General features: G+C 71.9%; 21 protein-coding genes and 2 pseudogenes. 12 read left to right on the forward strand and 11 right to left on the reverse strand.

Annotation, left to right across the window (positions count from 1 at the left end; all coding sequences use genetic code 11):
* Positions 1-19 precede the first annotated feature (19 nt).
* Entirely contained in the window at positions 20-1216 is a 1197-nt protein-coding gene (locus IE180_RS09760) for a lipid-transfer protein (RefSeq protein WP_190156431.1), read from the reverse strand.
* A gap of 11 nt (positions 1217-1227) precedes the next feature.
* Positions 1228-3390, reverse strand: coding sequence for an acyl-CoA dehydrogenase family protein (locus IE180_RS09765; protein ID WP_190156831.1), 2163 nt, complete (start codon positions 3388-3390; stop codon positions 1228-1230).
* Between the two features lie 441 nt (positions 3391-3831).
* On the opposite strand from IE180_RS09765, the gene IE180_RS09770 reads away from it, so the two are divergent.
* The 3 genes from IE180_RS09770 (at position 3832) to IE180_RS09780 (ending at position 5554) form a co-directional block, all read left to right on the forward strand.
* Positions 3832-4416, forward strand: a complete 585-nt coding sequence (locus tag IE180_RS09770; RefSeq protein ID WP_190156432.1) for a hypothetical protein — start codon at positions 3832-3834, stop codon at positions 4414-4416.
* A gap of 158 nt (positions 4417-4574) precedes the next feature.
* Entirely contained in the window at positions 4575-5123 is a 549-nt protein-coding gene (locus tag IE180_RS09775; protein WP_190156433.1) for a hypothetical protein, read from the forward strand.
* A gap of 26 nt (positions 5124-5149) precedes the next feature.
* Complete coding sequence (locus IE180_RS09780) at positions 5150-5554, forward strand: DUF4259 domain-containing protein (RefSeq protein ID WP_190156832.1); 405 nt, start codon at positions 5150-5152, stop codon at positions 5552-5554.
* A gap of 4 nt (positions 5555-5558) precedes the next feature.
* Here the strand turns inward: IE180_RS09780 and IE180_RS09785 are convergent, their stop codons facing one another.
* The 5 genes and pseudogenes from IE180_RS09785 to IE180_RS36310 all read right to left on the reverse strand — a co-directional run bounded on the left by IE180_RS09785 (position 5559) and on the right by IE180_RS36310 (position 7021).
* The gene (locus tag IE180_RS09785) at positions 5559-5810 is read right to left on the reverse strand and encodes a hypothetical protein (RefSeq protein WP_190156434.1); all 252 of its coding nucleotides are present in this window, start codon (positions 5808-5810) and stop codon (positions 5559-5561) included.
* An 11-nt stretch (positions 5811-5821) separates the two neighbouring features.
* Positions 5822-5965 (reverse strand): hypothetical protein, encoded by a 144-nt coding sequence (locus tag IE180_RS09790; protein WP_190156435.1) that lies wholly within the window; start codon positions 5963-5965, stop codon positions 5822-5824.
* A gap of 21 nt (positions 5966-5986) precedes the next feature.
* Positions 5987-6403 (reverse strand): hypothetical protein, encoded by a 417-nt coding sequence (locus IE180_RS09795; protein ID WP_190156436.1) that lies wholly within the window; start codon positions 6401-6403, stop codon positions 5987-5989.
* Positions 6404-6423: 20 nt separating this feature from the next.
* Complete coding sequence (locus tag IE180_RS09800) at positions 6424-6633, reverse strand: DUF397 domain-containing protein (protein ID WP_190156437.1); 210 nt, start codon at positions 6631-6633, stop codon at positions 6424-6426.
* Positions 6593-7021 (reverse strand): annotated as a pseudogene (locus IE180_RS36310) (DUF5753 domain-containing protein). Before IE180_RS36310 ends, IE180_RS09800 begins: the two are co-directional and overlap by 41 nt.
* A gap of 94 nt (positions 7022-7115) precedes the next feature.
* On the opposite strand from IE180_RS36310, the gene IE180_RS36315 reads away from it, so the two are divergent.
* Positions 7116-7277 (forward strand): ATP-binding protein, encoded by a 162-nt coding sequence (locus IE180_RS36315; RefSeq protein ID WP_308434395.1) that lies wholly within the window; start codon positions 7116-7118, stop codon positions 7275-7277.
* Positions 7278-7323: 46 nt separating this feature from the next.
* Complete coding sequence (locus IE180_RS09810; protein WP_190156438.1) at positions 7324-7956, forward strand: class I SAM-dependent methyltransferase; 633 nt, start codon at positions 7324-7326, stop codon at positions 7954-7956.
* A gap of 46 nt (positions 7957-8002) precedes the next feature.
* Here IE180_RS09810 and IE180_RS09815 read toward each other — a convergent pair whose 3' ends face one another.
* A complete protein-coding gene (locus tag IE180_RS09815; RefSeq protein ID WP_229860404.1) occupies positions 8003-9598 on the reverse strand; it encodes a hypothetical protein in 1596 nt (531 codons plus the stop codon).
* A gap of 709 nt (positions 9599-10307) precedes the next feature.
* Between IE180_RS09815 and IE180_RS09820 the strand changes: the two genes are divergently transcribed.
* The 4 genes from IE180_RS09820 to IE180_RS09835 all read left to right on the forward strand — a co-directional run bounded on the left by IE180_RS09820 (position 10308) and on the right by IE180_RS09835 (position 14295).
* Complete coding sequence (locus IE180_RS09820) at positions 10308-11234, forward strand: N-acetylmuramoyl-L-alanine amidase (protein ID WP_190156439.1); 927 nt, start codon at positions 10308-10310, stop codon at positions 11232-11234.
* Between the two features lie 97 nt (positions 11235-11331).
* On the forward strand, positions 11332-12189 hold the full coding sequence (locus IE180_RS09825; protein WP_190156440.1) for a DUF5336 domain-containing protein: 858 nt from the start codon (positions 11332-11334) through the stop codon (positions 12187-12189).
* 112 nt (positions 12190-12301) lie between these two features.
* Positions 12302-13312 (forward strand): LLM class F420-dependent oxidoreductase, encoded by a 1011-nt coding sequence (locus tag IE180_RS09830; RefSeq protein WP_190156441.1) that lies wholly within the window; start codon positions 12302-12304, stop codon positions 13310-13312.
* A 68-nt stretch (positions 13313-13380) separates the two neighbouring features.
* Positions 13381-14295 carry a transposase family protein gene (locus tag IE180_RS09835; protein WP_190156834.1) on the forward strand — a complete coding sequence of 305 codons (915 nt, stop codon included), beginning with the start codon at positions 13381-13383 and terminating at the stop codon, positions 14293-14295.
* 143 nt (positions 14296-14438) lie between these two features.
* Here the strand turns inward: IE180_RS09835 and IE180_RS37145 are convergent, their stop codons facing one another.
* Both IE180_RS37145 and IE180_RS09845 read right to left on the reverse strand, forming a co-directional pair.
* A complete protein-coding gene (locus tag IE180_RS37145; RefSeq protein WP_190156442.1) occupies positions 14439-15968 on the reverse strand; it encodes an FG-GAP-like repeat-containing protein in 1530 nt (509 codons plus the stop codon).
* 96 nt (positions 15969-16064) lie between these two features.
* Positions 16065-16562 (reverse strand): hypothetical protein, encoded by a 498-nt coding sequence (locus IE180_RS09845; protein WP_229860405.1) that lies wholly within the window; start codon positions 16560-16562, stop codon positions 16065-16067.
* Between the two features lie 722 nt (positions 16563-17284).
* Here IE180_RS09845 and IE180_RS09850 point away from each other — a divergent pair.
* The 3 genes and pseudogenes from IE180_RS09850 to IE180_RS09860 all read left to right on the forward strand — a co-directional run.
* Entirely contained in the window at positions 17285-20842 is a 3558-nt protein-coding gene (locus tag IE180_RS09850; RefSeq protein WP_229860406.1) for an ALF repeat-containing protein, read from the forward strand.
* Positions 20842-21237 (forward strand): hypothetical protein, encoded by a 396-nt coding sequence (locus IE180_RS09855; RefSeq protein ID WP_229860407.1) that lies wholly within the window; start codon positions 20842-20844, stop codon positions 21235-21237. The genes IE180_RS09850 and IE180_RS09855 overlap by 1 nt, the downstream gene beginning before the upstream one ends.
* Positions 21238-21463: 226 nt before the next feature.
* A pseudogene (locus IE180_RS09860) lies at positions 21464-21970 on the forward strand (transposase family protein); the annotation flags it as partial.
* Between the two features lie 197 nt (positions 21971-22167).
* Here IE180_RS09860 and IE180_RS09865 read toward each other — a convergent pair.
* The gene (locus tag IE180_RS09865; RefSeq protein ID WP_190156444.1) at positions 22168-22713 is read right to left on the reverse strand and encodes a hypothetical protein; all 546 of its coding nucleotides are present in this window, start codon (positions 22711-22713) and stop codon (positions 22168-22170) included.
* Positions 22714-22878 lie beyond the last annotated feature (165 nt).

Below are 22878 nucleotides of genomic sequence, written 5' to 3' on the forward strand. Positions count from 1 at the left end.
CGCGCCCGGGCCCTCGGACCTACGCCTTCCGCAGCAGCGTCACCACCGCCGCCCCGCCCAGGCCGATGTTGTGGGCGAGGCCGACCCGCGCCCCCGCCACCTGCCGGGCGCCCGCCCCGCCGCGCAGCTGCCAGACCAGTTCGGCGGTCTGGGCGAGGCCGGTGGCGCCGAGCGGGTGGCCCTTGGAGATGAGGCCGCCGGAGGGGTTCACGACCCAGCGCCCGCCGTAGGTGGTGGCGCCGGACTCGACGAGTTCGCCGGAGGCGCCCTCCTCGCACATGCCGAGCGCCTCGTACGTCAGCAGCTCGTTGACGGAGAAGCAGTCGTGGAGTTCGACGACGTCCACGTCCTCGATGCCGAGGCCCGAGCGCTCGTACGCGAGGCGGGCGGCGGCCCGGGACAGGGGGCGGCCGACGGCGTCGATGCAGGAGCCGGAGGCGAAGGACTCCTCGGTGTCGGTGGTCATCGCCTGGCCGGCGATCTCCACCGCCCGGTCCTGGAGGCCGTGTTCGGCGACGAATCGTTCCGACACGACGACGGCGGCGGCCGCGCCGTCGGAGGTGGGCGAGCACTGGAGCTTGGTGAGGGGCCGGTGGACGGTCTTCGCGGCGAGGATCTCGTCGACCGTGTGGACGTCCTGGAACTGGGCGTTGGGGTTGTTCGCCGAGTGCCGGTGGTTCTTGGCGCCGACGGCCGCGAGCTGCACCTCGGTCGTCCCGTACCGCTCCATGTGCTCCCGGGCGGCGTTGCCGAAGATCTGGGCGGTGGGCGGGGACGCCTCGAAGCCGTGGGCGGCGGCCATGATGCCGTAGTGCCGGGCGACGGGCGAGGCCGAGAAGTCCCCGGCCCCCGCCCCGCCCCCCAGCGAGCCCCGGCTCATCTTCTCGAAGCCGAGGGCGAGGACGCAGTCGGCGATGCCGCCCTCGACGAACTGCCGGGCGACCATGAGGGCGGTGGAGCCGGTGGCGCAGTTGTTGTTGAGGTTGTGGACGGGGATGCCGGTGAGCCCGAGCTCGTAGACGGCGCGCTGGCCGGCGGTGGAGGGCTGGAAGCAGTAGCCGACGGCGGCCTGTTCCACGCGCGCGTAGGGGACGCCCGCGTCGGCGAGGGCCGCGGTGCCCGCCTCGCGGGCCATGTCCCAGTACTGCCAGTCCCGGGTCTCCGGCTTCTCGAACTTCGTCATTCCGACACCGACGACGTACGCCTTCGTGACCATCGTGCTTCCCCTCAGTCCCTCGGCAGGCCGAGCAGGCGCTCGGCGACGACGTTGAGCTGTACCTGGGTGGTGCCGCCCGCGATGGTGAGACAGCGGGACATGAGCAGTCCGTGGACGGCCCGTTCGCCGGGGCCCTCGCGCACGGCGCCCTCGGGGCCGAGGAGTTCGAGGGTGAGTTCGGCGAGCTTCTGCTGGTGGAGGGTCTGGACGAGTTTGCGGACGCTGGCGCCCGCGCCGGGTTCGAGTCCGGACACCTGGAGCAGGGTGGTGCGCAGGCCGATGCACGCGAGCGCGTGCGCCTCGGCGAGCAGGGCGCCGATCCGTACGCGTACGGAGCTGTCGGCCGTACCGGCCCGGGCGATGAGCGCTTCGAGGCCGGTGTCGAAGGCGACCTGGTCGGCCATGTGGACGCGCTCGTTGCCGAGGGTGTTGCGGGCGACCCGCCAGCCGTCGTCCACCTCGCCGACGACGGCGTCGGCGGGGAGGATCGCGTCGTCGAACCAGACCTCGTTGAAGAGGGAGTCGCCGGTGATCTCCTTGAGCGGCCGGACGTCGATCCCGGGGGTGTTCCGCATGTCGACGAGGAAGTAGGTGAGTCCCTGGTGCTTGGGGGCGGTGGGGTCGGTGCGGGCGAGCAGGATGCCGTGGTGGGCCCACTGGGCGGCGCTCGTCCACACCTTCTGCCCGTTGATCCGCCAGCGCCCGTCCTCCGTCCGCTCCGCGCGGGTGCGGAGGGAGGCGAGGTCGGAGCCGGCGCCGGGCTCGGAGAAGAGCTGGCACCAGAGGCGTTCGCCGCGCAGGGTCGGGCCGAGGTGCTCGGCCTGCTGCTCCGGGGTGCCGTGGGCGAGCAGGGACGGCACCACCCAGGTGGCGATGCCGAGTCCGGCGACGGTGATCCCCGCCTCGTCCAGCTCCCGCTGCACGGCGAGCTGTTGGAGGGGGCCCGCGCCCAGCCCGTACGGCTCCGGGAGGTGCGGGGCCGCGTAGCCGGTGGGGGCGAGGGCACGCCGGGCGGCGGCCGGGTCGAGTCCGACGGCGGGGGCGACGGCCTCTCGGGCCGCGCGGCGGTACGCGTCGGCCTCGGGCGGCAGGTCGAGGCGGAGGCCGCGCCGGACGCCGGCGGCGGCGTGCCGGAGGGCGGCGAGCCGGTGGTGGTCGCCGGTGCCGAGGAGCTGGCGGGCCACGAGGGCACGGCGGAGCAGCAGGTGGGCGTCGTGCTCCCAGGTGAAGCCGGTGCCGCCGAGGATCTGGATGCAGTCCTTGGCGCAGGTGTACGCGGTGTCGAGGGCGGTGGCGGCGGCGAGGGCGGAGGTGAGGGAGCGGGCACCGTCGTGGCCGGCGCGGGCGGCGTCCCAGGTGAGGGCGCGGGCCTGTTCGAGCCGGACGAGCATGTCGGCGCAGAGGTGTTTGACGCCCTGGAACCGCCCGATGGGACGGCCGAACTGTTCCCGGGTGCGGGCGTGTTCGGCGGCGGTCTCGACGGCGCGGGCGGCAGTGCCGCAGGCGTCGGCGGCGAAGAGGACGGCGGCGAGGTCCTGGACGAGGGCGGTGTCGAGGTCCAGGGCCCGCGCGGCGGGCACGTGGGCGGCGCGGGCGGTGATCTCGGCGGTGGGCCGGGTCGGGTCGGCGCTCTCGTGGGGCCGGACGGCGAGGCCGTCGGTGTCGGCGGCGAGCCAGACGGAGCCGTCGGCGGTGGCGGCGCGGAGGAGGACCAGGCCGGCCTGGGCGCCGCCGAGGACGGGGGGCGCGGTGCCGTCGAGGAGGTAGCCGCTCGCGGTGCGGACGGCGGTGAGGGTGCCGGTGCCGCCGAGGGCGACGGCCCCGATCCGCTCCCCCCGCGCGAGCGTGCCCGCCGCCTCGTGCCGCCCGCACCGGTGGAGGAGCTCGGCGGCCAGTACGCAGGGCAGGTAGGGCCCGGGCAGCAGGGCCCGCGCCGCCTCCTCCACGACGACGGCGAGGTCCCCGAGGCCGCCGCCCCCGCCGCCGTGCTCCTCGGGGAGGTGCGGTCCGAGGAGGCCCTGTTCGGCGGCGGCGTCCCAGTAGGAGGGGCGTCCGGTGGCGGTGTCGGGGACGTCCAGGTGCTTGCGGACCTCCTCGGGGGGCGCGGCGCGGGTGAGCCAGCCCCGGACGGACCGGGCGAGCTCCCGCTGTTCGTGCGTAATGGCGATGCCCATGCTGATGCCCATGCGCGGCAGACTAGAACACGTTTCATTCTGACGGAAGGTCAGAAACTCGATCCGGCCCGTCGCCCGGCAGGCCCTGAACGTCGTCGAGGACGGCGGGGACGACGGGATCACCGACACCGAGGTCCTGTCGACCCCCTCGGCCGACGCCGACGTCACCACCCTCACCACCGCGCTCGACACCGCCCTCGCCGACGGCCGGACGTCCCGCCCGGACCCGGGCCGACTCGCCCCCACCCCCGATAGCGTCCGGCGCCCGGCCGAGGTCGCGACGCACGTGGCCGCGTTCCGCACGCGGTCCGCCGAGGGCATCACACCGGAGGAGTACGGGACCGCCGTCCGCGCCCTGGAGCGCATGATCGAGAACCTCGAAGGCCCCGGACCCGGACGCCCCCGCACTGAGAGACTGTGCCGGACATACAGGGGGACATCATGGGCGGAAGCCTGACGGCACTGCTGATCGCGGTGGTCGGCGTGGCGGGAACGCTGGGAGCCGCACTGCTGACGCAGAACCGCGCGGACCGCACGAAGCGCATGGAGCTCCGGGCCGCCGCCGAGCAGCGGCGCGAGGAGCGCGACCACGCGGAGGCACTGCGCCTGGCGGAGCTGGAACGGCAGCGGCAGAGCGAGAGCCTGGAGCGCCGGCGGACCTGCTACATCACGCTGAACACCGCCTCGCGGCAGTACGTGACGGCGATGACCAACCACGTCCACGCGATACGACGCGGCGAGGACGTCGTCACCTCCCTGGAGAACCTGGAGGCGGCCAGAGCGGCCTACCGGGACAGCTACGCGGAGGCCCAGATGATCGTCCCGAACGCGGTGGCGCGGGCGTCCGGCCAGGCGAAGCACCGCCTGAACGAGGCCTACGGAAAGCTCAGGAAGTACGCGGCGGCCCCCTCCACGCACGCGGCCGAACTGGCAGCCGTGGAACCGGAACTCCACGAGGAGGTCTGGCCCGCCGTGACGGCGATGCGGGTGGCGATGCGCATCGACCTCGGCATCGCCGACGACTGACCGTCAGCGGCGCCCGCCACGCCCGTCGGAGACCTGAACGACCGGCGGGGCCGTCGGGGCTATCGGGGCCGGCAGGACCGTCGACGGCAACGCTCGGTCAGAGTCGGGATCTTCGGCCGGCGGAAGCCGCCCGGAGTCCCCGCGAGGCCGTGCCTGCCATGAAGAACGCCGACGACTCCCCCGCACGACTCCGACTCGACCACGCCCTGGACCACCTGGCCGTCGTCCTCCGCGGCATGACCGCCCGCGAGGACGAGGTCCAGTGCGCCTGCCACCGGGGCGGCGAAGAAGAGCTCGCGCGGCTGAAGGCCCCGGACGTCGAGCTCGACCCCGACCTGCTGCACCGCACCTGGACCGCACCCGACTGGAGCGATCACGGCGCGGTGCTGCGCCGCATCCTGCCGCAGTTCGCCCGGGCGCTGGTCGACGGCCTGGCGGAGCCCGTGTCCTGCAGGGGCGAGGTGGGGGCCTCCTTCGCCCGCGGCCGCCGGCGGGAGTGGCCCGCGCCCCAGGCCGCGGCGGTGGAGGAGTTCCTGCACGCCTGGTGGGCCCGCGCCCTCACCGAACCGGAGCCCGTCCCCGTCCACGAGACTCCTCGCCCTGTGCACCGAGGCGTCCGCCACGCCCGTTCCGGCGGCCCGGACGAGCCCGGACCGCCGGGCGAGGAGCACTGTCAGTGGCACCTGCCACGCTGTCGGGACAGATGAGCGACGGCAGAGAGCGAGCACACGCCATGGGTACGTGGGACATCGGCCCCTTCGACAACGACACCGCCGCGGACTTCTCGTACCGGGTGGACGAGGCCCCGGAGGAGAAGCGGGCCGAGGTGCTGCTCGCGGCCTTCCGCGAGGTGACCGGCACGGGCGGGGAGTACCTCGACGCGGACCTGGCGGTGGAGGCCGTCGCGTCGGCGGCCCTGGTCGCGGCCCAGTGCCCCGGCGGCGACCCGGTCACCACCTCGTACGGCCCGAAGAAGCCCCTGCCCGAACTCCCGGCGGAGCTGCGTCCGGCGGCCGTCGAGGCCCTGGACCGGGTCCTCACCGAACCGTCCGAACTCCTGGAGCTCTGGGAGGAGTCGGACGGGGAGGAGTGGAAGGCGGGGGTGCGGAGACTGCGGGCGGTGCTCGCGGGGGCCTGACCCGTCAGTCCTGTTCGCCCGGGTCCGGCAGCCGGTCCTCCAGGTGGTCCTGGCTGCGGCCGAGACGTTCGGCGAGCGCCTGGTGAGGCGTCCGTGGAGCGCCGCTCACGGGGATGTCGTACGCGGTGAGCAGCCGAAGGAGAGAACGGAAGCCCGGGTCGGGGCCGGCAGTCGTGACGACGCCCTCGAGGATCGGCGCCACGCCCACGCGCGCCCCGACTCCCCCGTCGTCGGTCGGATCGGCGTGGACGTCCACGCCGGACCTGTTCAGCGGGCCACCGTCGAGCTCACCTCTGTGAACGGGAGGGCGGCCGGGGCCGGCTCGCGGCAGACCCTGTCGGCGAGGTCGTTCCACTCCGCGAGGGGTTCGCGCGAGGCCTTGGGCGGCAGATCGGTCCTCGGACCGTTCACGTGCTTCTCCCCCTGGGCCAGTCAGTGAGCCGTGTCGCCCGCCCGGCGTCTCACGGCGAGGACGACGCTCGTGACGGTCGAGGCGACGGCGGTGACCGCGAGGACGAGCAGTCCGGGGTTGACCCACCACGGGACGACCTCCTCGCCCGCGCACACCAGGCTCACGGGCAGCGCGCTGCTGGAGTCGGGCACCGCCATGTGCCCCGCGTTGAACCAGCACGCGTCCTCCGGCTGGAGGACGGGCAGGTACGAGAGCCCGTAGACGTGCAGGGCCCCGCCCGCGAGGAAGGCGAGCCCGGCGATCCACGCGGCTTTCTTCGCAGGGGTACGGCGGGGTCGGGGCGGCGGGGGCAGTGCGGCGTTCTCCCGCCGGGCCCGTACGAGCCCCGCGTACGTGATCCCCGCCCACGTCGGCAGGACGAGGGCGAGGATCACCATCCCTATGAGGGTCGCCACGGTCAGCCGCCGATGCGCCCCTCGACGGCGGCGCTCACGAAGGCCGTGAAGGCGGCGGGGGCGGCGAGGAAGGCGGGGCCTTCGGGGTTCTTGGAGTCGCGGATCGCGATGTGGGCGGTGAGGCCGGCGATCTCGATGCGCTCACCGCCGTTGTCGCCGCTGTACGAGGACTTACGCCAGCGCGCTCCCGCCAGGTTCTGGTTCGTCTCCATGGTGTTCCTCCATGACGCGGATGATCAGCGCGGACGAGTCCTCCACCGGGAGAGCGGCCGCTCGGAGGTGAGCGTAACGGAGCGACGCCCGCCTGAACGCGGCTGAATCCACGGTCACATGCCCCTGGATGAAGTCCTCGGTGCAGACGGGATCCGGATCGTCCCCGAAGCGGAGGAGAGGGAAGGAGCCCGTCTGTCCCCCGTGCGCGCCGACCTCGAACGGGAGGATCTGGGCCTTCACCCACTCGCGCTCCCGCATCCCCGGCAGATGGGGCAGTTGGTCTCGCACCACCTCTCACCCACCGGTTTCCCGGCGCAGCACCGCCTCGCTCGTGACGACCCGGAGCAGCGGCGGGTTCTCGCGATCCAAGATCCGTCGACGCTCCATGCGTGCGGCGACCAGCCCGTCGGGGCCACTCCCGGCTCCCTCTCTCAGCCGGCGGTGTTCCGTGCCGGTGCCGCGGGGGCCGGACGGGCCGCGGGTGGAGGTCGCGGACGGCGTGCCGGGCGCGGTCCGCGCGAAGGCGGCCGGGCCGCTGGACGAGGGCGGGCGGGGGCTCGTGCTGGTGGAGGCCGTGACGGACCGGTGGGGGGTCGAGGAGCGGGCCGGCGGGAAGACGGTGTGGTTCGCGTGCGACGCATAGGGCACCATGGGCGCCCGTAGACGCGTACCCGCCAGTAGGAGTGACCATGTCCGAGCCCTCGCCCGAGATCCTTGCCGCCTTCGAGGCCGCGAAGGGCTTCATGCCCGTCGGGGAGGGGCTGGCGCTGTACGAGGCCGCCGCCGGGGCCGCGAAGCTCGGGCTGCCGCTCCTGGAGGTCGGGACGTACTGCGGGCGGTCCACGATCCTGCTCGCCGACGTGGCCCGGCAGGCGGGGACGGTCGTGGTGACCGTGGACCACCACCGGGGCAGCGAGGAGCAGCAGCCGGGCTGGGAGTACCACGACGCGAGCGTCGTCGACCCGGAGGTGGGGGTCATGGACACCCTGCCGACCTTCCGCCGGACCCTGCGCAGGGCGGGGCTCGAAGAGCACGTGATCGCCGTCGTCGGGCGGTCGCCGCAGGTCGCGAAGGTGTGGGGCGGGCAGCTCGGCTTCGTCTTCGTCGACGGCGGGCACACCGACGAGCACGCCACGAACGACTACGAGGGCTGGGCCCCCAAGGTCGCCCCCGGGGGCCTGCTCGTCATCCACGACGTCTTCCCGAACCCGGAGGACGGCGGCCAGGCGCCGTACCGGATCTACCTCCGCGCCCTGGAGTCGGGTGACTTCGAGGAGGTCTCGGTCACCGACTCGCTGCGGGTGCTGCGGCGCCTGGCTTGATCCCCGGGCCTCGTCCCGGGGATCGTCCCGCGCCTCGTCCCGGACCTCAGAACAGCGAGGTCACGTACAGGCAGTTCGTGTAGCTGTAGCCCTCTTCGATCTTCGTCTTGCTCGACTTGGTGTCCCCGGCGGTCGAGGTGCCGGTGGCCGCCCGCTTCTGGAGGAAGTGGTAGTCGCCGGCGGGCAGCAGCAGGGTCGCCTTCGGGTACTTCGAGGACGGTCCCGTGCAGGCCTTGATCTTCGGGGCGTTCACGTACAGCGGGGTCTGGTACTTCTTGCAGGTCCCGCACGCCTTGAGGGTGACCCTGCCGGTCATCGGGCCCGTGTAGAGCAGCTCGACCTCGCCGGGGCCGTCGTTGCTGACCACCATGACCATCCGGGCGCCGCCGGGGACGTCGGCCGGCGGCAGGCTCCTGCCGGCCTCCGGCTCCTCCTCGGCGATCTCGGCGGCGATGGCGATCGAGCGGGCGTGGGCGGCCTTCGGGCTGTCCGGGTACGCCTTGGCGTAGTCCGTCATGGCCGTGGCCGCCTCGCTGAACTCCTTGTCCTTGAAGTGGTCGGTCCCGCAGGCGAAGTCGCCCTGCTGGACGGCGTCCGCCGCCTCCTTCGACGCGCCCTTGAGGGACGGGGCGGGCATGTTGTCGAGGGAGGAGGCCAGGGCGCGCAGCTGGTCGGTGGCGTCGCAGGGCTCGGTGCCGGCGAGGGCGGTCGTCCGCGTCCTGATCGCCTCCCGGACGGCCGGTTCGACGCGGGTCGCCTGGGCGGACTCCGGGAAGGTGTCGAGGAGCGCGTTGAGGCTCTCGCTCGCCGGCGGGTTCGCCGTCTGCACGCCGAGCGCCGCCGTGCCGCACTGGTAGAGCGACTCGGCCAGCGGCTCGTCGGTCTTGGCGGGCCGGGAGCCGAGCAGCCCCTTGTCCACGGTGGAGGGGAGCTCCCGCAGGTGCGTGAGCGGCGGGACGGCCGCGCAGTACTGCTTCTTCCCGTACGGGGCGGAGAGCGTCTTGTAGTACGCGTCGAGGCGGTCGGGGACGAGCTTCCCGGCCCGCGAGCCCGCGTGCTTCGTGCCGAGGTCCGCATAGGTGTCGAGCGCCTTGCGGAGTGTCGGCTCGGCCTTGTCGAAGGGGAGCCCGTCGGCCTCCTTCACCAGGGCGTCGGCCGCCGAGAGCCGTTCGAGCAGCGCCTGCTCCTTCGCCTCGTCGCGGGCCGCGCCGTAGGCGAGGGAACCGCCGGCGGGCACGGCGAGCAGCACGAGCGCGAGCGGCAGCGCCAGGCGCCGGAAGGAGGCGCCGATCCGGAGCGTGGCGCGCAGCCCGCGCCGGGCGCCGTCGGCGGCGACGGCGAGCAGGAAGGCGCCGTAGCCGGCGAGGAGGCCCGTGGGCACGCCGTCGACGTCGGCGGGGAGCGCGGCCACGAGCAGGGCGGCGGTGGCGAGCCAGCAGAGCGCGGCACCGATCCAGTTCCGCAGCAGGACGTAACCGAGGCCGAGGCAGGAGAGGTTGAGCAGGCCGACCATGGCGGCCTGGGCGGGGTTCGCGTCGCCGGGCGGCTGCGCGGGGCCGTGCCCCGGGGGCGGCCCGTATCCGGGCGGCCCGTACCCCGACGGCGGTCCGAAGCCGGGCGGGGCGCCGGGGGGCGGCGGCACGGTTCCGGCCCCCGCCCAGCCGGGCGCGGTCGCGGGGCCGGGCGGGGAGGCGGGCGGAACGGCGTCCGCGCCCTCGGCCCGCCCCGGGGCCCCGGACGCGGCACCGGCCGGCGCCCCGAAGGCGAGCGTGGGCGCCCCCGTGCCGGGGGCGGCGCCGGGGGATGCCGGAGCATCGTGGGAGGCCGGGGCGCCGGACGCCGCCGGCGCCGGAGCAGAAGCCGGAACCGGAGCCGCCGGAGTCGGGGCGGCCGGGGCCACCGGGGCCGCCGGGGCCGGAGCGGCCCAGGGTGGTGCGCCCGAAGGAGCATCGGAAGGCTTCCCGGCAGGTGCGCCCGAAGGAGCATCGGAAGGCGCTCCGGCCGGCGCGCTCGAAGGAGCATCGGAAGGCGCCTCCGAAGAGCCGGCGGAAGCCGTCCCGGGCGGCGCTCCCGGAGGGCCGTCGGAGGCCGCCCCCGGAGCCTTCCCGCTCCCCTTGATCAACCAGTCGCCGCCCGCAGGTCTGTCGTTCGGTTCGGGACGTGCGTCGTTCGGTTCTTCCCCCACCACGGTTCCCCCTCGCGGGTCCGGTGCGCGGCAGCACCCCACCGCCGCCTCGTTCCCCCTACCCTTCACGGTTCGCCCACACGCGTCCACCGTTCCGTGACGACGGTGACCAACCTGCTACGCACCCCTGCGGCGTTTCGCCCCGCACAGGGCCTAAAGTCGCGGGGTGCCGTACGACCACCGGAACACCGCCCGCCGTGCCCTCGCCCTCGCCCTCGCCGCCGCGGGCTGCTGCGCCGCGCTCGCCGGGTGCGCCGCCTCCCAGGCCTCGCCGCCGAGCGGGAAGGCCCAGGGAACCCAGGGAGCTCAAGGGACCCGGGCGACCCAGGGCGAGAGCGGGGCGCAGTCCCGCCCGCCGTTCGCCCCGTCCTCCGCCCCCCGGCCCACCCGCTCGCCGCTTCCCGCCTCCCCGGCGAGCCGTTCGCTCGCCGGGAGGACCGTCGTCATCGATCCCGGCCACAACTCCGGCAATTTCCGCCATTCCGCAGAAATCAACAAGAAGGTGGACATCGGGACGGTTCGGAAGGAGTGCGACACCACCGGCACCTCCACCGACGGCGGTTACACCGAGGCCTCCTTCACCCTCGACGTCTCCCACCGGCTGCGGGACCTCCTCACCGCGCGCGGCGCCAAGGTGATCCTCACGCACGACGGCGACCGCCCCTGGGGCCCCTGCATCGACGAGCGGGCCAGGATCGGCAACGCCGCCCACGCCGACGCCGTCGTCTCCGTCCACGGCGACGGCTCGGCCTCGGGCAACCGCGGCTTCCACGTGATCCTTCCCGCGAAGGTGCGGGCGGGCTCCGCCGACACCGCGAAGATCGTCGCCCCCTCCCGCACCCTCGGCGAGCGGATCGTGGAGCGCTTCGCACGCGCCACCGGGACCTCGCCCGCCAACTACATCGGTTCCGGTACGGGGTTGGACGTACGGGACGACCTGGGCGGCCTGAATCTCTCGACCGTCCCCAAGGTCTTCGTCGAATGCGGCAATATGCGTGACCCGAAGGACGCGAAGCTGTTCACGTCGGCGACGTGGCGGCAGAAGACGGCCCAGGGACTGGCGGACGGCATCGCCACCTACCTCCAGGGGTAGTACCGGCAGACGATAGATTCGCTCCGTACGATGGGGCCGCCCCCTGTCATGAACCTGAGCGCCACCCCCGACGCGACGACCGACGAAGGACTCTTACGTGAATATCCGCTCCCTCACCCGAGGCGACGGCGTGCTGATCGGTGCAGCGGTGCTGCTGTTCATCGCCTCGTTCCTCGACGTCGCCGGCTGCACCGCCAGCGCCGACATCTGCGACAAGGTCCCCACCACGAACTCGTGGGAGATCTCGCAGCTCGGCTGGGGCTCCTTCTTCCTCGGCATCGCCGGCGCCGCCCTCGTCGTCGTCTCCCGCTCCCTGCCGCAGCCGCGCAAGGTGGTCGGCCTGGAGCTCGGCCAGGTCGGCGCCGCGTTCACCGTCGCGTCCGCCTGGACCCTGCTCATGTGGATCTTCGAGTCGGAGAACTCCGGCGCGGGCCTGATCCTCGGCCTGATCGCCGCCCTGGTCCTGGCAGGCGCCGCCGTCGCCGGTCCGCTGGTCCCCGCCTTCAAGGCCCCGCTCGTCAGCGCGCCCGCGCCGCAGACCCCCTCGCCGTACGGCATGCAGCACGGCCAGCCGGGTCAGCCGGGCGTCCCCGGCGGCTACGGCTACCCGGGTGCGCAGCAGCCGCAGTACGGCGGTCCGCAGGACCCCTCGCAGGGTGCGGGTCAGCCGTTCGGCGCGCAGGCCGTCGCCCCGCAGCCGCAGGCCGCGCAGCAGCCCGAGCCGCAGGCGGCCGCTCCGGCCGCGCAGCCGGCCTCGGACTTCGCGCCGTTCTGGTTCGCGGTCCCGGTCGCGCGTCCGCTGTACGCGGAGGACGGCTCGCAGGCGCCGATCGCCGAGCTGGCCCCGGGCACCTGGTACCTGGCGGTCGAGCAGCGCGGTCCGGCCCTGGTGGCCCAGACGCAGGACGGCCGCCGCGGCGTCCTCCAGGACACGACCGGCATCCAGCGCGGCTAGCGCCCCCACACGGCCCGCACACGGCCCTCCGACCGGAATCCCTTCCGGTCGGAGGGCCGTTGCCGTACAGTCCCGCACCACACCTGACGTTCCGTCAGAAGGGATGTGGGGCATGCGACTCGGACTCGCCCTCGGCTACTGGGGCCGCGGCCCCTCCCCCGACCGCCTCGACCTGGCCCGCGAGGCCGAACGGCTCGGCTACGACTCCGTGTGGACCGCCGAGGCCTGGGGCTCCGACGCCTTCACCGCGCTGACCTGGATCGCCGCCCACACCAGCCGCATCGGACTGGGCACCGCCGTCGCGCAGATGGCCGCCCGCGCGCCCACCACCACCGCGATGCACGCGCTCACGCTCGACCACCTCTCCGGCGGCCGCGTGCTGCTCGGGCTCGGCCTGTCCGGGCCGCAGGTCGTCGAGGGCTGGTACGGGCGCCCCTTCCCCCGCTCCCCGCTGACCGCGACCCGCGAGTACGTGGACGTGGTCCGCCAGGTGCTGCGCCGCGAGGCCCCCGTCCGGCTCGACGGACGCCACCACTCCCACCCGTACAACGGCCCGGACGGCACCGGCCTCGGCAAGGCCCTCAAGCCGATCACCCATCCCCTGCGCGCCGACGTCCCCGTCCTGCTCGGCGCGGAGGGCCCCAAGAACATCGCGCAGACCCTCGCGATCGCCGACGGCTGGCTGCCCCTCTACTGGACGCCCGACCGCTGGGCCGAGGTGTACGCCCTGCCGGCGACGCTTCCCGAGGGCTTCCTCGTCGCGCCCATGGTCCGGGCGCGGCTCTGCGAGGACGTGACGGAAGGGCTCCTCCCGGTCAAGGCCATGCTCGGCTTCTACATCGGCGGCATGGGGCACGCGGCCCGCAACTTCCACGCCGACCTGATGGGACGCATGGGGTACGAGAAGGAGGCGCGCCGCATCCAGGAGCTGTTCGCGGCGGGCCGGCGCGAGGAGGCCGTGCTCGCCGTACCGGACGCCTTCGCGGACGAGATCTCGCTCGTCGGGCCCCGGAGGCGGATCGCCGGGCGCCTGGAGACGTGGCGGCGGGGCCCGGTGACGGACCTGCTGGTCACCTCACCGGACCCCGCCACGCTCCGCCTGCTCGCGGAGCTCAACGCCTGACGAGCTGGTGTGCGATTGCGGTGGAGGGGCGGCCGGGCGGGGGCGGGGCGATCCAGCCTGTGGTGACCATGGTCGACCGGCACGTCCTCGCGCATCAGCTGTTCACAGGGATCTCCTGGCAGCATCCGGCTTGCCCGATGGAGGAGTTGGCCGACCCGTGGCAGGCTGCCGTGGAGGGTCGCCGTCACAAAGCACGCGGCGAGGCCAGGAAACGCGGGGCGGGGACCGGTACCCGGCATCGGCTGGTGTTCGTCGACCGGCTGGTCGTCACGCCGATCCATCTGCGGCACGATCTCCCGCACTCCGTCCTCGCCCTGCTGTCCGGTGTCGACCGCTCCACCGTCACCCGTGTGATCGGAGAGGTACGCGGGCTTGGGGCCGAACGCGGATGCGCGGTCCCCGACCGTCCGGGCCTGCGGCTGCGGACCCTGGCGGATGTGTTCGCCTACGCCCGGGCCGAAGGCGTCGAGCTGCGTCTGGACGCCACCGAGGTCCAGGTCCGCCGGCCCGTGGCCGGCCGCGGCGGACGCCGGGCGTTCGCCTCGGGCAAGAAGAAGCAGAACACCATGAAGGTCACCGTCATCGCCGACTCTCAGGGCCGCACGCTCTGGACCGATGCCCTGCGACCAGGGCGGATGCACGATGCGACCGCTGCCCGCAACGAAGGCATCGGGATCTGTTTCCAGCACTTCCCGGACGTGGAAGTGCTTCTGGACGACGGCTGCACCGGGCTCCGGCGCGGCCATCCCGGCCAGACGGTCACGCCGCCCGGAAAACCGAACAAGATCGCTTTGCCGCAGGTCCACGCAGCCGGAGAAGAGGCCCGGCACCGCCACTCATCGAAGCGGATCACCGTCGAACACGCGCTCGCCGACCACAAACGCTGGAAGCAGCTGACCCGCTGGACCCACCGTCGCGAGACTCTGCCCGCCACCTACCGGGCCACCGCCGGCCTCGTCTCCGACCGCACCGTCAACGCCTGACCACGACCCCGATCAGGCACTCACGCCTCCACCCCGACCACACACCAGCTCGTCATGCGAGGGCTGGCGTGTTCGGCCGGGGGAGTCCTCGCCCCCTTGACGGCAGCTGCGTCAGTTGGGCCAGGGGGGCGAGGAGGCATGGGTCAGAGGGTGACCATCAGCGTGCCGCCGTCGAAGTAGGTGCCCATGTTCTTGCGCACCGAGACCTCGCCGTTGCCGATCACGTGAACGTACATGTCGGCCTTGCCGTCGCCGGTGGTGTCACCGAAGCGGAGTCGCCCCATGTCGCTGCCGGTGACGAAGCGTCCCCAGCCGGTGGACCAGTGGGTGCCGCCGTCGAAGTAGGTGCCCATGTTCTTGCGGACGGCGATGTTGCCGTCGGTGCCGTGGACGATCAGGTCGGCCTTGCCGTCGCCGGTGATGTCGGCGAAGTACAGGCGACCCAGGTCGGTGCCGGTGACGAAGCGTCCCCAGCCGGTGGACCAGTGGGTGCCGCCGTCGAAGTAGGTGCCCATGTTCTTGCGGACGGCGATGTTGCCGTCGGTGCCGTGGACGATCAGGTCGTCCTTGCCGTCGCCGGTGATGTCGGCGAAGTAGAGCCGTCCGAGGTCGGTGCCGTTGACGAAGCGTCCCCAGCCGGTGGACCAGTGGGTGCCGCCGTCGAAGTAGGTGCCCATGTTCTTGCGGACACTGATGTTGCCGTCGGTGCCGTGGACGATCAGGTCGTCCTTGCCGTCGCCGGTGATGTCGGCGAAGTAGAGCCGTCCCATGTCGTCGCCGGTGAGGAAGCGCCCCCAGCCGTTCGACATGACGGTGCCCGCACCGAAGCTGCTGCCGAGGTTGCGGTGGACGACCACCGCACCGTCGATGCGCTGCAGCACGAGGTCGTCCTTGCCGTCGCCGTCGATGTCGGCGGGCGTGACCTTCTCACGGCTGACGATTTCCTTCACCCAGCCGGCCAGCCCGTCGACACGGGTGTCGACGGCGTTGGTACGGGTCTCGGCCGGGTCGATGCCCAGACAGCCGCCCTGCCACGACCGGGAGCCCACAGCGACGAGTTCGGGGGTTCCGTTGACCGTGCGCAGGGCCGGGCCGCCGGCGTCCCCCTGGCAGACGGTCGCGGTGTCGGAACCGTCAAGGTTCACGTCCGTGCCGGTGGTGGAAGCGACGGTGAAGGTGCCGCTGTGGAGCTTGTTGGGCACCCACTCGGTCTTCGTCCGGCCGAATCCGGCCTTCGTCAGCTGCTCCCCGGCGGTGGCGGCGGTGGTGGCGACCCGGACCGGGACGGCGACGGATCCGGGAACCCTGGTGCTGAGTCTGACCAGAACCAGATCACGGTCGGCGTGGGGTACGAGGGCGAGGGCCTGCTGGACGCTGCCTCCGGTCTGCGTCAGGTCGGTGCGGCCGACGGTGACGGTGGTGGCGACCGCGGGCCTGCCGGTGTCGGAGATGCCGGCGGTGGTGAAGCAGCTCTTCGCGGTGAGAACCCACTGCGGGTCGACGAGCGTGCCGGTGCAGGCCGTTTTCTCCCCGATAGCGATCTTTGCGGTGAAGTTCAGCTGCGCTGGGGCGTCGCCACCGTCAAGGGCGGCGGCGGGGAGGACGGTGGCGGCGGTGGCGAGCACGGTGGCGGCGCCGGCAGCCCACACGAAGCGCGAACGCTTTGCTGTCATGAGTGTTCCTTGATGATGAAGGAGGAGAGCTTGGGCTGCTGCATGAGTTGTCTCCTTGCTGCGGGGCCCAAGAGGTGAACAGGCTTTCTGGCCTACCTACTTGGAGGTGCGGATCTCGACGAGCATGTGGTCGCGGCCCTCAGGGTCGGCACTCTCGCCGACCGCGGTCCAGACGTTCTTGGCGACGTCGAAGGACTTCTCCTCAGTGCCGACCGTCATGTCGACCTGGGCGTTCTGGTCGACGCTGCCCTTGACGGCGTACACGGAGGGGATCTCAAGCGTCAGCCAGCCGCTGTTCCCGGTGACCTTGAAGCAGATCTTGTCCCTGCTGCGGGCCCAGACCTCGAGCAGTCCGGTCTCGCCGGCGCAGTCGGCCAGCATGATGTGCCCGTCGCCCCGCTTCAGGACGATGTTCTTCTCGGCGAGGATCTTGTCCGCGTTCGGGTAGTCGTAATTCTCCACGGCATAACCGGGTGCCTCATCGGCCACGGATTCGGCGTTCCCCGCCGGTCGGCCCGCCGACGAAGTCGTCCACAGCACGGCCGCCAAGCCGGCGGCGCATGTCGTCGCAATGATGCGAGTGGCGAGTTTCATATGCAGCTCCCTCTTGCAGATCAGGCGTCTCATCCCCTTTTGCCGTGCATAGCGACGCGTCCCGGCCGGGTGCCTATACGCCGTTTCAGGGAAATGCGAGCAAGTCGTGGATGCAGCCGGTACGACGGCTGCCGATATTTTCGCGCAGGTCACTTCAGGCCACCTGGCGAGGTGCGCAAATTTATCCAGGCGAGCTGAAACGGCTTTCCGCGGCGCCTCATTCAAGAACTCGATCCCTCCACATGTCCAACTGGATAAATCGGAAGTTGCCATACAGATTCGGCGAATTCACCTGCCGAAACAGCCAGGATTACGAAGGTTGTAGGGATGATCGTGAAGGATTCGTGAAGATCACGAGGTGCGATCTACACGAATGTGTGGGCTTTGACGCGTGAATGGAAATTCCATCGAGAGATGTTTGGGGTCGAAATTTCCAATTTGCTGGACGGGGTGCGCTTTGCGATCCACCGTGAACGCCGGAGTCGATTCCCCTGGAAAACGGAACAATTGCCACAGATTAATCCGTAGAGTTGCGCACCGCATTGCTAGTGAATTGACGTTTAACTGAATGAATGTTGGGATCATGTCGTCTCGACGCCCGGGCGGCACCTGCGCGCCATTCGTGCATCTGTCTGGGCGATGTGGGGGACGGGCGGCACCGTGCCGCGCCATCGGGGCGAGTACGGGTCGGACAGACACAGTGAGAGTGGAAAGGAGTCGTGATGTCACAGCAATCACGGCGGGGGTTGAGTAGGCGTCAGGCGCTGGCCATTTTCACCGGGGTGGCGGCCGGCAGCGTGCTGTCCAGCGGTATGTTCGGGACGCGCCCGGCGTACGCGGCGGGCGGTTCGGGTGGCACGCCGGCGGTGCCCGAGGGATCCGGGCTTCCGGATACCGATCGCGGCAAGGTGGTCTGGGCATACCGATCGGGCCGCCGGGCCGTCCGCACCGCGGCGGCCGCGGCGCTGGTGGGCTCCAACGCGGCCATAACGGATTTCCTCAGTCAGAAGGCGCCTGTGGCCTGGGCCGAGGACAACAGGTTCGCGCTCGCGGAGTCCCTGGCCACAGCGGGCCTGGCGACGCGCAACGTCATCGGTACGGCGTTGTCCAGCGGGGACGCAGCGGTCGAGGCCGTCCTCCAGGGCGGTTTCCAGACTGCCGTGGACGAGGATCTCAGGGTGGCCGTGAGTACGGTCCAGGCCCGCGGTTCCAAGGCTGTGAAGCGTGCTGCGTCCGCCGCGCTGGCGGCCGATTCCCCCTTCGCATTGCGCGCCTTCCTCAGTGACGGGCGGTTCACCGCGCAGGAGGAGGACGATCGTGTGCAGGTGATGACCATCCTCGCCTCAGCGTCACCGCAGGTGTCCGAGTACGCGAATCGGGCCATGAACGACGGGTCGGCCAGGGCCATCCGGTGGTTCCTGGAGACGGGCCAGTACATCGCCCGGGCACGCGACGAGGAATCGGCCACGATCCAGCAGTTGGTCGACATCGTGGAGAAGGAAGGACGCCGCGCCGGTCTGAAGACCGACGAGGCCGTCGAACTGTCCAACCAGGCGGTCAGTGCTTCCGAGAAGGCGAAGGCCTCCGCGTTGGAGGCCAAGGCCGAGGCCCTGGCTGCCGAGCAGGACGTCACACGCTCGGCCAAGGCGGCGGGGAAGGCGGCGCAGGCCGCCATGGGCGCGGCCGCGGCCGCGTCGACCGCGGTGTCGGCCTCACGGACGGCACAGGCCGCCGCACAGCGTTCGGTGGCTGCCGCCAACGCGGCAGCCGCGGCTGCGGCATCGGCGGGACGCGCCGCGGCGAATGCGTATCGTGCGGCGATCGCCGCTTCCAAGGACAGGGCGATGGCGGGCGCGGCCACCGCGGCGGCGGACGTCGCGCTGAAGCTGGTGGGCTTCGTGCGCACGGTGGCCGCCAAGGCAGACATGGCGGCCTTGGCTTCCGACGCGGCGGTGCGGGCGGGCGACGCCGCCCGCAGCTCGGCGGTGAACGCGGCCGCCGCCGCCGGCGCGGCGGCCGATGCGGCCGTGGCCTCCGGAGCAGCCCAGTCCGAGGCCGCTGCCGCGAAGCGGGCCGCCGCCGAGGCGGACACCGCCGCGGCCAGGGCGACCCAGGCGGCGGGCAGGGCGCGGAACCTGGCCGCTCAGTCGGCCGCCGCTGCCCGCGCGGCACGTGACGCGGCCAACAGCGCCGCCGATCACGCCGAGAAGGCCGCGGCCGCGGCCAAGGAAGCGGCCGCCCACGCCGGTGAGGCGGTCGACTACGCCAACCGGTCCACGCTGGCTGCCAACGCCGCTGTCGCGGCGGCGAATGCCGCCGCCGCCGCGGTCGTCAAGGCGCGGGATGTCGAACAGGCGGCTCGCCAGGCCGAGGCCGAGAGTCTGGCCGAGGAGACCAGCGAGGGGATCGAGCAGGCACGGCTCGCGGCGCAAGCGGAGTCGAACGAGCTCGAACGGTTCAACCGGGAGCGGACCCAGGAGGCACGCCTCTCCGAAGAGCTCCGGGCACTCATCAGCTCTGCGGAATCAACACTCCGGAACGGAACCATCGAGCAGGCCGCGGAGGCCGGACGCAAGGCGGCGGTCCGCCTCTTGGACGGCCCTGGGACCTGGACCCGTCAGGCAGCAGAATACGCGCTGGCCGGTTCGGACCAGGACGTCGTCAACTGGATCGAGACCGACCGCGTCCTCGCGCTGCAGCAGGACAACGTCGAGAACGTCGCGGCGCTCGCCGCGATGTCGACGAAGGCCGTGGCCACGGCGGCCGTGGCGGCTCTGAAGACCGAAGACCCCGCCAAGATCAAGGCGTTCCTGGAGACCGGAGCGGTCGAGGCGGCCGCTGATGACAACCGGGTCGAGGTGGCCAGGATCCTGGCCGACCCCAGCAGCGGCAAGAGGGTGCGAAGCGAGGCAGCGGCCGCACTGGACGCGGGGACCGCCGAGGCCGTGCACACCTTCCTGTGGGTCGGCCGCGAGGCGGCCGTACGCGAGGACGACCAGGTGGCCGCGTCCACGCTCCTCGCCAGCGGAGGCCCTTACACCAAGGCGGCGGCGCAGATCGCGCTCGAGGGCGACACCTTCATGCTCCGCCAGTTCATCGCGACCACTCAGTACGACTTCGCGCGGATCGACCACGATCGCGCCACGCACATCAGCGCGGTCCGTGCGTCGATCGCACGCGCGGCCAAGATCGCGGCGAACGCGCAGGAGGACGCGGCCCGCGCCTCCGAGGCTGCCGCCATCGCACGCCAGGCCGCTGACAAGGCGACCGAGTGGGCCAACCTCGCCAAGGGTTACGCCGAGGATGCGGCGAAGTCTGCACAAGAAGCACGTGACAACGCCGAGGCCGCCGAGAGGTCCGCGGCCGAAGCGGCGAAGTCCGCCCTCACCGCGAGCAACGCGGCCGCCGCGGCAGTCAGGTCGAGCCGCGTGGCACGCCAGGCCGCGACGCGAGCCGTGCGGTCCGCCGAGACCGCCGCGCGATACTCCACGGACGCCGCGGTCGCGGCAACGATAGCCCGCAAGCAGGCACTCGAAGCCGGCAAGGACGCCGTCGCCGCCGCGCAGTCCGCAACCCAGGCCTACCAACTTGCTATCGAGGCCGCGGTGCGCCAGGCGATCCAGAACGCCATCGACAATGCGAGCGTTCCCGTCGGCGACGACGACGGCGAACTTCCGCCCGGAGCCGAGAGCTGTCTGACGCCGTTCGGCAATCCCATCCCGTCCGGAAACGGCGCTACACCGTTCGAGCTGGGGTGGAGCTGGCTCACGGGGGGCGGCGATCGGTCCCAGTGTTTCGGCCCGAACGACAAGTTCACCAGCATCTACCGCGAGCATCCCTGGACCGACAAGACCCTCAACTACTTCGCTGATCGGGTGCGGTCCGGGAACTACGAGCTGGGCCACACGTACATGTACGACTACAGTCTCGACGGCGTCCAGGGCCTGAAGTGGCTCAGAGACGCCGGGGCCACGCAACCAGCAGACGGATTCCTGACCGGGTACACCGGAAACTCCGCGTACGCGTTCATGGGCTCACAGCAGATCCGGATGACCCCCATCCGGAAGAACGCGGACGGCAGCGTGGTGTGGCGGTACACGGCGTACAGCGAGCAGAGCGCGGAGTCCGCAACCCGCCCGCCTGTCATCGGGTACCAAGACTGGTACAAGGAGACCGCCGGCAAGGCCATCAACGGTTTGATCGACTGGGTCAGCGGCGACTCAGGGCCAGGGTCGACCATGACCGTGGTTGTCGAGTTCAACGTGACGCTGGGGCCGTAGTGGGCAAGCTGACGAGTGGCCGTTGGTTCGCAGCTGCCTTGGCCGCTTCTGCGGTACTCACCGCAGGCTGCACGGCTCAGGTCGACGCCGAAGACCTGCCCGGCCTGTACCGCAACGAGCAGACCGGCGGCGAGATCCGTCTTGATTCGGACGGCACATTCACGGCCACCGATCTGTCGACGGGCGAGCACACCGACCCCGCCGATTTCCACGGCAAATGGGACTTCGTCGACAACGGCACCCTCTCCTACGACTTCGTCTACCTGGACATCGACGGGCGTGGCATCGGTGAGGTCTCCGGTGTCCACCTCTACGCGCGCGGCGGAGGGAAGATAGCGTTCAGCACTCCGAACGGGTCGTGGTCCCTGGTGCTCACCAAGAGCGCGGAGAAGTAGAAGCCGTGTCTCAACCGGTCAGGGAACGTGTGGGCCGAGGAGGGATCCTGGCCGGGTGATCTTCCGGTGGTCCGCGCATGAAGGCAGGACCTCCCGGTAGCTCAGCAGGCCTTTTCAGCCTGTGCCGGGAGGGTGATGGGCCCGGTGGGCGAGGGCGTGACAGAGCAGGGCCCCTGGTCGTCGGCGTGGTGATCTCACTCATCACACCGGCGACCGAGGGGCCCTGCTGTTTCCCCGCCCTGCCGCACTCGACCTGCCTCATGCTCTGGTCGAGTGGGCATCCATGCCTCATCGTCACCCGAGAGGGTGACCGCCGCTGCAACCTGCCGTCCCACCAGCGTGCCCTCGTCGGCCTGGTCCACCTTCGCCGGCACGACACGCTCGCGCAGATCGCCGCCGGCTTCGGCGTCGGTACCGCCCATGTGTACGCCAAGGCCGTCGTCCAGCACCTGTCCGGCCGGGCGCCGGACCTCCTGCGGGTCCTGCGCGAGACCGACCCGGACTACGTCCTGCTCGACGGAACGCTCACCGAGTGCGACCGGGTCGGCGACAGCCGGACCGACTTCTCCCAAAACACCGCCGTCACGGAGTGAACGTGCAGGTCGTGGCCGATCCCGCGGGCGACCTGTTGTGGATCTCCCCCGCCCTGCCCGGCCGCATGCACGGCCTGACCGCCGCCCGCACCCACCGCATCATCCGGATCTGCGAACGCCAGGGCATCCCCGTGCTCGCCGTACCGGACGCCTTCGCGGACGAGATCTCGCTCGTCGGCCCCCGGAGGCGGATCGCCGGGCGCCTGGAGGAATGGCGGCGGGGTCCGGTGACGGACCTGCTGGTCACCTCACCGGACCCCGCCACGCTCCGCCTGCTGGCGGAGCTCAACTCACAGCGTCGGCTCATGGCGCCGGCTCATGGCGTCGGCTCGCGGTCTCAGCCGCCCAGCTGCGAGGTGCTGGGGACCTTGTCCTCGACCTCGGCTCCGGCGCTCCTGCCCGCGTCCTTCACGCTGTTGATGACGTTCTCGAAGGCGCCGACGTCCGCGTCGCCCGCCTCGCCCTTGCGCAGTTTCGTCCCCAGGTCCTTGAGCGAGTCGATCCCGGCGGAGAGCGGCGCGACCGCCTTCGAGAGCAGCGGGTCGCCCTCGGCGTTGTTCAGCGCCGCCTTGAGCCGGTTGTACGTGAAAGCGCCCGCGAGGCCCGCCTTCACCAGGGCGAAGGTCCGGCCGTCCGCGCCCTTCTTGAACTTCCCCGCGCGGTAAGGCTTCACGATCCACTGGTACGTGGCGCCCGCGGCCAGACCGGCGTTGGCCACGAACCGCGTCTTCGCCAGCTTCTGCTTCTCGAAGCTCGCGGAGGCCGAGGGGGCGGAGGCGGCGTTCGCGCTCTGCGTGTCGTTGCTGCCGCAGGCGGCGGTGGTCAGGAGCAGGGCACAGGACAGCAGCAGCGCCACGACTCCGCGCGAAACACTTCTGGGCACGACGGGACCTCCCTGGGGACTGTGCCGCCAGCCTCGCCCGGGCCCGGAACGCCCGCCACCGGTGCGGCTCCGTACGGGTTCCGCAGGGGTTCCGCCGTCCCCACTTCTCGGCATCTCCGCAGGCCAGGGCCGAGGGACATCCCTCCACGTCCCTGGGACGGCGTC

The sequence above is a fragment of the Streptomyces litmocidini genome (assembly GCF_014649755.1).
Taxonomy (GTDB): Bacteria; Actinomycetota; Actinomycetes; order Streptomycetales; family Streptomycetaceae; genus Streptomyces; species Streptomyces litmocidini.